Annotated in this window: 11 protein-coding genes; 2 read left to right on the top strand and 9 right to left on the bottom strand. The window is 35.9% G+C overall.

What is annotated here, in order from left to right; translation table 11 throughout:
• A partial coding sequence (locus tag AACZ30_RS10530) for a thiamine pyrophosphate-dependent enzyme (protein WP_339649237.1) occupies positions 1–2,220 on the top strand: 2,220 nt, incomplete at its 5' end.
• A gap of 94 nt (positions 2,221–2,314) precedes the next feature.
• Here AACZ30_RS10530 and AACZ30_RS10525 read toward each other — a convergent pair.
• The 4 genes from AACZ30_RS10525 to AACZ30_RS10510 form a co-directional block, all read right to left on the bottom strand.
• Positions 2,315–2,854 carry a hypothetical protein gene (locus AACZ30_RS10525; RefSeq protein ID WP_075326477.1) on the bottom strand — a complete coding sequence of 180 codons (540 nt, stop codon included), beginning with the start codon at positions 2,852–2,854 and terminating at the stop codon, positions 2,315–2,317.
• A 97-nt stretch (positions 2,855–2,951) separates the two neighbouring features.
• Positions 2,952–4,496, bottom strand: a complete 1,545-nt coding sequence (locus AACZ30_RS10520; protein ID WP_339649235.1) for a PH domain-containing protein — start codon at positions 4,494–4,496, stop codon at positions 2,952–2,954.
• Positions 4,465–4,992: a PH domain-containing protein gene (locus AACZ30_RS10515; protein ID WP_339649234.1), complete on the bottom strand. Its 528-nt coding sequence runs from the start codon at positions 4,990–4,992 to the stop codon at positions 4,465–4,467. Before AACZ30_RS10515 ends, AACZ30_RS10520 begins: the two co-directional genes overlap by 32 nt.
• The gene (locus AACZ30_RS10510) at positions 4,980–5,819 is read right to left on the bottom strand and encodes a 1,4-dihydroxy-2-naphthoyl-CoA synthase (RefSeq protein ID WP_093302224.1); all 840 of its coding nucleotides are present in this window, start codon (positions 5,817–5,819) and stop codon (positions 4,980–4,982) included. The genes AACZ30_RS10515 and AACZ30_RS10510 overlap by 13 nt, the downstream gene beginning before the upstream one ends.
• Before the next feature lie 106 nt (positions 5,820–5,925).
• Here AACZ30_RS10510 and AACZ30_RS10505 point away from each other — a divergent pair, with 106 nt between their 5' ends.
• A complete protein-coding gene (locus AACZ30_RS10505; protein WP_075326470.1) occupies positions 5,926–6,417 on the top strand; it encodes a hypothetical protein in 492 nt (163 codons plus the stop codon).
• Here the strand turns inward: AACZ30_RS10505 and AACZ30_RS10500 are convergent.
• The 5 genes from AACZ30_RS10500 to AACZ30_RS10480 form a co-directional block, all read right to left on the bottom strand.
• Positions 6,414–7,250 carry a S1-like domain-containing RNA-binding protein gene (locus AACZ30_RS10500; protein ID WP_075326468.1) on the bottom strand — a complete coding sequence of 279 codons (837 nt, stop codon included), beginning with the start codon at positions 7,248–7,250 and terminating at the stop codon, positions 6,414–6,416. The genes AACZ30_RS10505 and AACZ30_RS10500 overlap by 4 nt on opposite strands.
• A gap of 113 nt (positions 7,251–7,363) precedes the next feature.
• On the bottom strand, positions 7,364–7,708 hold the full coding sequence (locus AACZ30_RS10495; protein ID WP_075326466.1) for a DUF2853 family protein: 345 nt from the start codon (positions 7,706–7,708) through the stop codon (positions 7,364–7,366).
• 67 nt (positions 7,709–7,775) lie between these two features.
• Complete coding sequence (menD, locus tag AACZ30_RS10490) at positions 7,776–9,509, bottom strand: 2-succinyl-5-enolpyruvyl-6-hydroxy-3-cyclohexene-1-carboxylic-acid synthase (RefSeq protein ID WP_339649233.1); 1,734 nt, start codon at positions 9,507–9,509, stop codon at positions 7,776–7,778.
• Between the two features lie 209 nt (positions 9,510–9,718).
• Positions 9,719–10,864, bottom strand: coding sequence for a chorismate-binding protein (locus tag AACZ30_RS10485; protein WP_339649232.1), 1,146 nt, complete (start codon positions 10,862–10,864; stop codon positions 9,719–9,721).
• Between the two features lie 3 nt (positions 10,865–10,867).
• Positions 10,868–11,287, bottom strand: coding sequence for a hotdog fold thioesterase (locus AACZ30_RS10480; RefSeq protein ID WP_075326462.1), 420 nt, complete (start codon positions 11,285–11,287; stop codon positions 10,868–10,870).
• Positions 11,288–11,393: the final 106 nt, after the last annotated feature.

The following is an 11,393-nucleotide window of genomic DNA, read 5'->3' as shown; positions in this document are numbered from 1 at the left end:
ATGGCAAAGGCTTTTAAAAATGGTGATTTTAGGTCTGGTTACTATCGTGATCAAACTTTTATGATGGCCATTAATCAATTTAGCATAGAACAATTCTTTTCCGGTTTGTATGCCGATTCTAACCTGGAGAATGAACCAATGTCTGGCGGAAGACAAATGGGAGGACACTTTACCACCCACAGCCTTAATGAAGACGGTAGCTGGAAAAACCTGATGGAACAAAAAAACTCCAGTGCAGATATTTCTCCTACCGCCGGTCAAATGCCAAGACTTTTGGGACTCGCACAGGCTTCTAAAATATATAGAAACGTAGCAGGTATTCCATCTGAAAAATTTTCAGAAAATGGAAATGAAATTGCCTGGGGCACTATTGGAAACGCCAGTACCAGTGAAGGTCATTTTTGGGAAACCCTAAACGCTGCCGGCGTTATGCAGGTGCCTATGGTTTTAAGCGTATGGGACGACGAATATGGAATTTCGGTACACGCGAAACATCAAACTACAAAAGAAAACATATCTGAAATCGTAAAAGGTTTCCAAAGAAATGAAGATGAAAAAGGCTACGAAATAATCGTAGTGAATGGCTGGGATTATGTAGCGCTAATTGAAGCCTACGAAAAAGCCGAAAAAATAGCCAGAAAAGAACATTGCCCGGTACTTATTCACGTGGTAGAACTTACACAGCCGCAAGGGCATTCTACCTCTGGTTCTCACGAACGTTACAAAAATGAACAACGCCTTTCCTGGGAACGTGAATACGACTGTAATGTAAAGTTTAGAGAATGGATTCTTGAAAACAATATTAGCACAGATGAAGAGCTGCAAAATATTGAGAAAGAAATTAAGCGCAAAGTTAGAGAAGGCAAGAAAAAAGCCTGGAACAACTATTTACAGCCTACAAAAGAAAAGCAAAAAGAGTTACTCGCGGTACTATCTAAACTGGCAAAGAATACCGAAGAAAAAGAGAGTGTAGTTAAACTGGCAAAAGATCTTAACTCAAATAAAGAACCGCTTAAAAAAGATCTTGCAGTTGCTGCAAGAAAAACTTTAAGAGCTGTTAGAAAAGAAAATTCAGAAGAAAAATCCCAATTACTGGATTGGTTCACAGATTTTGAGAAAGATATGGCGAATGATTATAACAGTCATTTATATATCGAAAATAAAGGAGTTCTTTCTGAAGTTTTACCGGAATATGATGAGGATTCAGCTGAAGTTGATGGAAGAATTATTTTAAGAGATAACTTCGACCAGATTTTTGGTAATATTCCTGAAACATTAATTTTTGGTGAAGATGCGGGTGAAATTGGCGATGTAAACCAGGGACTGGAAGGTCTTCAAAAAAAATATGGAAAACTACGGGTAGCCGATGTTGGTATTCGCGAAGCCACTATTCTTGGCCAGGGCATAGGAATGGCAATGAGAGGTCTTAGACCAATTGCCGAAATTCAATACCTGGACTACGTGATGTACGCCTTACAGGGAATGAGTGATGATTTGGCAACCTTACAATACCGTACTAAAGGAAAACAAAAAGCTCCACTAATTATAAGAACTCGTGGTCACCGTTTAGAAGGAATTTGGCACAGTGGTTCACAAATGGGTGGAATTTTAAACCTGGTACGCGGTATGTATGTTTTAGTACCGAGAAATATGACTAAGGCTGCAGGTTTTTATAATACTTTACTGGAACAGGATACCCCTGCATTATTAGTAGAATGTTTAAACGGTTACCGTTTAAAAGAGAAAAAACCGAGTAACTTACCCGATCTTAGAACACCAATTGGTAAGGTTGAAACGGTAAGAGAAGGTAGTGATATCACTTTAATTTCTTATGGTTCTACTTTAAGAATAGTTTGCCAAACTGCTGAAGAATTAAGCGAATATGGAATTAATGCAGAAGTAATAGATGCACAGTCTCTACTACCTTTTGATTTAGATCACGACATTGTAAAAAGTGTAGAAAAAACCAACCGACTTCTAGTTATAGACGAGGATGTTCCGGGAGGAGCTTCAGCATTTATTTTAGATAAGGTTTTAAATGAACAAAACGCCTGGAGATACCTGGACAGTAAACCGCAAACCCTAACCGCTAAGGAACACCGCCCGGCTTACGGGACTGATGGTGATTATTTTAGTAAACCTTCAGCAGAAGATATTTTTGAAAAGGTTTATTCGATTTTTAATGAAGTAAACCCCGAGGAATATCCGGCGATACGATAAATCTTGTTAATTGTTTAAATGAGAATCCCCAGTCTAAAATTAGATTGGGGATTTTTGATTTTCTGATATTTCAGTTAGTAGGGGTTCTGGAAATTTACAGCCAATTAAATTCACTGATTCTAAAGCCCCTAAAACAATCATCTACACAGCCTGTTTCAACAAAACCACAATTGGAGATTATTCCGGCTTCATCTGTATTAAAATAAATCTCGTTATCTGCTTTATTAATATTTAAATAATCAGATAGACAGGTTTGATATAATTCATCTATGAGCAAAGGATCAAAACCTTCAGAATTACTACCAATTTCCTCACCGGTTTCTGTATAAGATTTAATTTCCACTTCTACCATTTCACCCTCGTCGCTATATGTCTGTTCATAATAAAGATATTCCCTTTTACTAATAATACCATCTTTTACCGATATGATTGTTCGGTTACCAAATCCGCTCCAGGAAATAAAACTAATTGTATAACTATAAGAATTTCCGTTAATATTCTTGAGCTCGCTCCACACCTTCTTACTTTCATTATAACTAACCCCGCTCTCACCAGTAATTGCACTATTATTATTTTCATTCTCAGAACAAGAAAAAAGCACTAGGAAAAAAAGGAAAAAATTTGAGATTTTCATACAGTATTTATTGAATGTCTTCATAAAAGATGCAAAAATGTGCTAAAGGTTGCGTAAAGTTTTATAAAAAAAAGGATTTTTATCACTTTTTACCTTCTCACATCCAGTGTTTCGAACTAACCTCTGCCTTATATAATACATAATTCACGTATTGAATTATACCAGTATTCACCGCATAAAACTTAAGATCACCACCTGCGGTATGAAAAACTACATTTACCAGGTTCTTTCTGCGGTACCAAATAGGCTGCTTTACACTTATAGATTGAATCTTAAATAATTCCAGGGTTTCTTCGGTTTTGTTCCAAAAGCCGGTTTTCTTCTGTAGAAATTCTTCGGTGATTATAAGTTTACGGGCTCTAAAAGCGAATATTTGTAAAGTTAAAGCTGCGATAGTATATACTCCCGCTATTGCTAAAACAGCACCTAATTTTAGGTTTATAAAGTCTAAAAAATACCAGAAGGCAAGAAAAATAACTACCGGTAACATTGCCAGGGAAATTTTTCTGAATAATAATAATTTATCTGGTCTAAAGGTTGTGCTGAAACTAGATTTAGAAGATTCTGGATATAAAAAATATTTTATTTTTTCTACAATTTCTTTTCCAAGACCCGGAATCTTTATTTTATTCTTCTGTAGTTCATTTTCACTACTTGATAAAGAAATTTGGGCCTCATAAAGATTTAAACGCTCCTGGACCGGGTTTGTTTTAATTCGCATTAACTGAAGTCGCCTTGGTTGAAGAGAAACTTTGGTATTGGTTTTTAGGCCCATCTCCACCTCCATTTTATCCTTATTCTGCTGAATTGTTAAGCCATAATATTTGATAAAAACTTCAATAATCGTAATACTTATACTTAAAAGCAAAAGCAGCACAAAAAGTATGGCTAAAAATCCGATAGATTGTAATACTCCGGAAAACTGATCAAAATAAACCTCTACATCTTCTACCTGATCTTTAAAATAGGTATTTACCCTATTATAAATAGTCATTACAAAGGCAAACACTAACGAAAGCCCGCGTAAATAATTAGTACTAATCCCAATTTTAAGGAGCGTGAGAAATCCTACTTTATGAGTCCAAAAAACCTCTTTATTTTCCTCTGTTTTTTCAGATTCTTCTTCTAATGAAGTCTCCTCGGTTTTTTCAGCTTTCGCTTTTAATAAGATTTTTGAAATTTTATTGGCATCCTCTTCAGAAACAGCTTTTATTTCAACTTCTTTAAGATTACTCCCGGCAGTTTCTATTACCAGGCTGTAAACCTTGATTATTCGTTGAAGAATAGAACGTTTAAAATAAACCTGCTGAATTTTATCAAAAGGAATCGCAGTATTTTCGGTAGAAAAAATCCCTTTTTCTAATACAAATTCCTCCCGCTTATAATCGATATAAAAAATAAATTTGCGATAGTACAGGTAGCTATAGATAAGGGCTAAGAACCCAATAAAAAGCAATGCAAGACCAATATAAATTAAAGTCGTTCTACTGGGGCCACTAACCAACAAATACGCGACCACCGCCCAGAAAGATCTAAATAATTTATAAATGCTGGAAATAAAAATAAGAAGAATACCGGCTATAGATTGGCGCTGGGGATTGCTGTAGGCTTCAGGATTCATCATTAGAAATCTTAACCGCAATAGCTTCTTTTAATTGCACAGCCATTTCGGGTTCTAAACCGGGAATAGAAATATCGCTTGCGCCTCCACCTGCAGTAAAAATATTAAGGCTGGAAATTCCTAAAAGCTTATCCCAAATTCCTCGTGAAATCGATGCGTGCTGCACCCTGTTAAATGGAATTACCGTGGTTTTATTAAAAATGAATCCTCTTTTATAAATAATGTCTTTTTCCCTAACAGCATATCCCAAACTCTGAAGCAACTTATAATTATTCCAAAATCTAAAGATAAATGCTACCAATACAAAGCCAAATATAATCCCCGATTGCATATTATTTAGCTGAAAAAACCAAAACACTCCCAGCGCAATAGTCAGAACGAGCATAAAAATGCCCGTCTGAATATTCATTTTTATAAGATATTTAGACGAAACTGAAGAAAAAGCTACCTGCTCATATTTAGGCAGGAAAGCTAAATCTATTTGTTCGTTATTAAAGTCTTTGGCTACGGGATCCATTTTTTGTCAAAATTTGGTTTTCTTTTTTCCAGAAAAGCATCACGACCTTCTTTAGCTTCATCTGTCATATAGGCAAGTCTGGTAACTTCTCCTGCAAAAACCTGCTGGCCCACCATTCCGTCATCGGTCATATTCATGGCGAATTTCAACATTTTAATGGAAGTTGGTGATTTTGCCATAATTTCCTGCGCCCATTCGTAAGCAGTATCTTCCAACTCATCGTGCGGAATAACCGCATTCACCATCCCCATTTCGTAAGCTTCCTGTGCCGAATAATTTCTTCCGAGGAAAAAGATTTCCCGTGCCTTCTTCTGCCCTACCATTTTTGCCAAATAAGCTGAACCATAACCGGCATCAAAACTCGTTACATCGGCATCGGTTTGTTTAAAAATAGCGTGTTCTTTACTTGCAAGCGTTAAATCGCAAACTACGTGCAAACTATGCCCGCCACCTACTGCCCAGCCGGGAACTACACAAATTACAGCCTTTGGCATAAACCGGATTAGACGTTGTACTTCCAAAATATTCAATCTATGGTAGCCATCTTCACCTACATAACCCTGGTGCCCACGGGCTTTTTGATCGCCACCGCTACAAAATGCCCATTTCCCATCTTTAGTAGAAGGACCTTCGGCCGAAAGTAAAACGCAGCCAATTTCAGTATCTTCGTGTGCATTGTGAAAGGCATCTAAAAGTTCTGAGGTAGTTTTAGGTCTAAACGCATTGCGAACATCAGGTCGGTTAAAGGCTATTCGCGCCACGCCACCCGATTTTTTATAAGTTATATCTTCGTATTCTTTTACAGTTTTCCAGTTGATTTCACTCATAGGTCTTTATTTTATTCAAAAATAAGCTTTTCAATTTATCTTAATATATTTGCGCTGCAAATAGATTTGCATTGTTTTTGCTATATTAAAGACAAAAGCCCTAAAAATGAAATTTCGCTTGCTATTTCTTAGTCTATTTTTATTCAACATAACTTCGGTTTCCGCCCAGGAATATTGGGATGTGGCCGATTTTGAAATTAGCAATTACAGTATAGAACCTTCCTGGAGTGACCTTAGTTTTGGCCAACAATTCTTTAAAGGAGATTTTGATCTTCCCAGCGGCGAATTTTTAAATGTAGATGATGGAAAACGCGCCAGTGTAGATATGGTTGGTATTCTTGAAAGCCAACGAAATATGAAAAAACGTACTGTAGATATTGGCACTCCCTTACCTACAACAAATCAAAAGAAAAAAGCTTTTGAAATTTCTAATAATTACCGAATTAGGGATAATGACGAAGTTTACAATGATGCACTGAATTCGAATCCTTATTACCAAAATCAGCGAATTTATCAAAACGCACTTCACAGACAAACCCAGCGAAGAATGTTTTATGGTTCTCCATATTACTCACCCAGGGGCCGCTACTTTTACTAATCTTGTTTTAAGTAAAGGCCGTCGTCTTTAATATCTATTTTTCTTTGTTTATAAAGGTTTCCGGCAGCACGTTTAAAACTCTTTTTGCTAATTCCTAATTGGCTATGAATAGCTTCAGGAGAAGATTTATCGGTAAGGTTTAGATAACCTTCATTTTTCTTTAATTTATCAAGGATTAACTCAGCATTTGGTTCAATACTTCTATAACCCGGTCTTTGTAAACTCACATCAATTTTCCCATCGGGACGGGTTTTAGTGATAAATCCGCGCATTTCATCACCAACATTTATTTCCTGGAAAACATCGTCGTGATAGATCAAACCTAAATGCAACTGATTGATAATTACATTATAGCCTAAATCACTTTTATTACTAATTATAAGATCTACCTCTTCAAAAGGCTCTATGGTTAATTCTGAATTATCTAAAAAAGCATGTACTTTACTTGAAGCTACCAAACGATCAGTTTCTTCATCTAAATAGCAAAAAATAAGATACCGGCCACCTTTTTTCATTGGATATGCCTGTTCTTTAAACGGAACAAATAAATGTTTTTCCAGTCCCCAGTCTAAAAAAGCTCCAAATTCAGTGGTTTCTACACATTTTAAAAATGCGAATTCATCAAGCTTTACCAATGGCTCTATCGTTGTGGCAACTGGTCTTTCTTCGTGATCCAGGTAAACAAAAACCTCTATCTCTTCACCTATTTCAAAGGTTTCGGGTATATATTTATTTGGAAGTAAAACTTCATTTCCTTCAGCATCTGTTAAGAAAAGTCCCGGTTCGGTTTCTCTTACAATATTAAGCGTATGATTTTCGCCAATTCTAAGCATAATCTATATTTTGAAGTGCAAAGATACTTTATATTTTACGGCTTTTCTATAAAACAGGAAAATCCGTTTTTCCCCTTTGAAAAACGGATTTTATAAGTTTTAGACCATTTATTTTATTTAAAAACGCTTTCTTTTTTAAAGTGTTTTGTAAGTAAATAATAGACTACTGCACGATATTTATTTCTGTTAGATTTCCCATATTTTTCCATTACGGCATTTAAACCTACATCCAGTTTTTCGTCATCTTTAAGTCCTAATTTTTTAATAAGGAAGTTGCGTTTTACGGTTTCCATTTCAGATTCTGAAGAACTGGAAACAGTTTCTGCATCACTCCTAAAAATACTGGGGCCACAAGATTCGGTTACTTTTCTAAGCAAACCAACATCGGGTTCATCGCCCGTTTTGTCTTTTACATCCTGGATGTATTTACCTACTTTTTCATCGGTTTTTGTACTCATAATTAAGAATTTTGGTTTATTTTTCAACAAGTTACTTAAATGAGTGTTTATCTACCAATTTAAATTCTTAAGATTTCATAAAATTGAAGTATTCCAACAGTACTTCATCGTTAATTTTTCTTGGTGTAAAAATTTCCAGAATTTTGGGCTTATCTGAATTGCTGAAAAATCCAGTCAATTCCTTATTTATCTCTTCGGAAGTTTTAGCAACAGCATATTCAAAACCGTACATTTCGCTTAAAGATTTTGCCTGAAGCTGGTGGGTGGTTTCAAAATAAGTCTCAAAATTCTCTGTATTCTTATTTCCGGGGAGTATCCTAAAAATTCCGCCGCCGTTATTATTTAGAATAATTATCCTAAAATTCTTCGGAATATAATTATTCCACAGCGCATTGCTATCGTAGAAAAAACTCAAATCGCCTGCAATCATTAAGGTGGGCTCAGCATTTAAACAAGCAGCCCCAACTGCGGTAGAAATACTCCCATCTATCCCGCTGGTACCTCGATTGCAAAAAATACGCAAGCTTTCTTTCCATTTAAATAGTTGCGCATAACGAATCGTAGAACTGTTGCCAAGATGAACAATATAATTTTCGGGAATAGTTGGCACAATTTCCTGCATCCCTTTAAGATCTGAATACGGAATCTCATCCATATACTCCTCGTGCCGAACCTGGCGTTTGCTCTTAACTTGTTTCCAAAATCTACCATAATCACTTTCTACCTGTTTAGTTAACGGAAAGAAATGGGTGAAAAATGAATTTACGGTGGTTTCAAAATGTTTATTTAAGCAAAAAAATGTGTTATAGGCTTTTTTTGGATCAATATGCCAGTGTTGCTGTGGCTGGTTATTTCTTAAAAATGCTTTTATTTTTTTAGAAACAATCATTCCGCCAAAAGTTAGTAAAATTTCAGGCTGAAGCGTTTTGAATAATTCTTCCCTGTTTTCATCTTTCTCAATAGGACCAATAAGGGTATCAATTCTAGTAAAAAATTCGGGATGATTTAAATTAGAAGTAGTTTCCGTCAATACAATAACCGAATCGTCTTTGGCCAGTTTTTCCAAATATTGCTGTTCAACAATATTGGGCTGCGCAACGCCAACAATCACCATTTTTCGCTTTGCTTTGTTCCAAAGTTCGGCATAACCGCCTAATTGACTTTCGGTATAGGTTCGTTCTTTAATTTCTGGCAAAATCTGGATAGGATTTACCTCAACATTTTCTACCAAATCGTACAAAGGCTCGTAAAATGGCACATTTATATGAACCGGCCCCTTCTCTTCTATCGCTTTATTTAGCGCCAAATTGACTTCCCGCTCATTATGTTTTTGCGATTCAAATTGTTTTTGCTGAAGCTTTTTATCGGTTGCTTCAGAATCTAAAACTAATTCTGAATGTAAATTTGCGGAATATAAAATATGGTTTTCAAATACGTTTTTTTGTCTAATTGTTTGTCCGTCGCCAATATCTATACGTTCAATAGGTCTATCTGCAGAAATAATCACTAAAGGAATATCACTATAAAAAGCTTCGGCAATCGCAGGATAATAATTTAACAATGCAGAGCCAGAGGTACAAACCAGCGCCACCGGTTTTTGTAATTGCTGCGCCATTCCTAACGCATAAAAAGCCGCACAGCGTTCATCTACAATACTGTAAGGTTTAATTTCGGAATGGTGGGTAAAACCTATGGTTAGAGGCGCATTTCTTGAACCTGGAGAAATCACCACGTGATTTATATTTTTAGCCACACAAAGGGCTACAATAGATCTGGCAACTGGTATTTTGGAGTATTTCACAAAGTTTATTTTGTAGAGTTGAATCCCAGACTTCACAGGTTTTAAAAACCTGTGAAGTCTATAATTTTGATATAAGGTCAACCTGAACTTGTTTCAGGTTCTAAGCTAATTAAAAACCTATATTCTGAAACCAGTTCAGAATGACGACAGGCAATTTAATTTCACCCAAAATTACAATTTCAAAAACATTTTGGGAGCAGGTTTTGACCTTATTTAACAAGTACAGATTTTATGGTATGCGATTTATTTACGGTTTCCTGCCATTCATCTGCAGGACTGGAATCTTTGGTAATCCCACCACCAATAAATAACCTGGCTTTTCCGCCTTCCAATTTCATGCAACGTAAATTCACAAAAAGGGAAGTTTGTTTTAGGATGCTTCCATAAGCTTGATTTTCCTGATTTCTACGATTGTTATTTCGCTTTACCTCCTTTTTCATATTCAATTCTCCCAAAAAACCTGAATAAAATTCGCGATCGTAAGCTTCATGCTCTAAAATAAATTGTTCCGCCATTTTCTTCGGAAGTCCGCATACAGCCGGAGTTGGATGTAAAGCAAAAATCAAACTTTTAAGACTGGATTTTTCAGGATCTAACATTCCTGTAATATCGGTTTGTAAATGCAGCAAATTCCCAGCTTTGGAAGTATAGGGCTCAGATTTATGAATAATCCCCGAAACTTTATGTTCCAGATTTTCCAAAATCGAATCGGTAACAATTTGTTGTTCCTCAATTTCCTTTTCTTCCCAGTTTACAGATGAAGTTCCTTCAAAGGCCTGGGTTCCGGCCAGGGCCATAGTTTTAAATTTTTCACGTTCTACGTTTAAAAGAGTTTCTGGAGTGGCACCCAGCCAAATCCCGGTTTGAGGATGAAACCAGAAATACACAAAAGCAGTTTTATATTTTTTAAGTAAATTCTTAAAAATCTCCATCGCTTTAAGTTGGGTTTGCACGTCTTCCTTACGTGACAAAACCACCTTTTTAAATTCTCCTTTTTTTATGGCTTCAATTCCCTTTTCAACCAATTCTTCGTGTTTAATTCTGGCTTCGGAATTTGTATAAGCAGGGGGGAATTCCTGATTTTCCTTTTCTACTTCTTCAAAGCTTTCAGCCGAATATTCTGTAGTAATTATTTCGGCATTTTCTGAAGGGATTAAAATTGCGTTTTCAGTATTTTCAAAGGGAGCAAAAACAAATCCATTTTCGGTAAAATCGTCGGTTTTATATGTTTCAGCTGAATCCTGAAGCAAAGCTTTGGTCAATTCGTTTTTAGATCCAGGGTTTCTATAGGCTACAAAAGGATTTCCGTTTTGAATTTGTTCTTCCAATTTTATAAAAAACTCTTCGTTGTTCATTTTCTATTTCTTTTTTGGCAATGCTATGGTAGTAAGTTTTACGATAGAAATCAGGTTATTGGCTTCGTCGGTAATTTTTATTTCGCACAACTGGGTTGTTCGGCCTTTATGAATAAAAGAAGCCCTGGCAAAAACAAAACCTTCAGCAATACTTTTTAAATGATTGGCAGAAATTTCAATACCGCGAATAAAAAACTCCTCGGTATCTAAAAAAACATAACTGGCCATACTTCCAACACTTTCAGCCAAAGCTACGCTGGCACCACCGTGCAACACGCCATCGGGTTGATGCACTTTTGGGGTAACCGGCATTTTGGCTATTAAATAATCTTCCCCAACTTCAGTAAATTCAATTTCCAGGGTTTCCATAAGCGTATTTTTACACACCTTTTTGGAAAGCTCCAGAATTTCTTCATTGGTCATCATTCAAATTATTGATTATATCGTAAAAGTACAAAACCCTGAAATAAAAATAAGCATTGAGAAAGACCTAAGATGCTAAAACAAATTTTTAATCTTTCATAAAAAA

The organism is uncultured Salegentibacter sp. (genome assembly GCF_963972535.1).
Lineage (GTDB): Bacteria > Bacteroidota > Bacteroidia > Flavobacteriales > Flavobacteriaceae > Salegentibacter.
The sequence above is the reverse complement of the archived record's forward strand: the minus strand, read 5'-3'. Positions and strand labels throughout refer to the sequence as shown.

Bases quoted from the DNA above. Each gene is read 5' to 3' on its own strand.
- AACZ30_RS10525 (WP_075326477.1), bottom strand. From the start codon at position 2,854: ATGAAAATCTCAAATTTTTTCCTTTTTTTCCTAGTGCTTTTTTCTTGT.
- AACZ30_RS10515 (WP_339649234.1), bottom strand. From the start codon at position 4,992: ATGGATCCCGTAGCCAAAGACTTTAATAACGAACAAATAGATTTAGCT.
- AACZ30_RS10510 (WP_093302224.1), bottom strand. From the start codon at position 5,819: ATGAGTGAAATCAACTGGAAAACTGTAAAAGAATACGAAGATATAACT.
- AACZ30_RS10505 (WP_075326470.1), top strand. From the start codon at position 5,926: ATGAAATTTCGCTTGCTATTTCTTAGTCTATTTTTATTCAACATAACT.
- AACZ30_RS10500 (WP_075326468.1), bottom strand. From the start codon at position 7,250: ATGCTTAGAATTGGCGAAAATCATACGCTTAATATTGTAAGAGAAACC.
- AACZ30_RS10495 (WP_075326466.1), bottom strand. From the start codon at position 7,708: ATGAGTACAAAAACCGATGAAAAAGTAGGTAAATACATCCAGGATGTA.
- AACZ30_RS10485 (WP_339649232.1), bottom strand. From the start codon at position 10,864: ATGAACAACGAAGAGTTTTTTATAAAATTGGAAGAACAAATTCAAAAC.
- AACZ30_RS10480 (WP_075326462.1), bottom strand. From the start codon at position 11,287: ATGACCAATGAAGAAATTCTGGAGCTTTCCAAAAAGGTGTGTAAAAAT.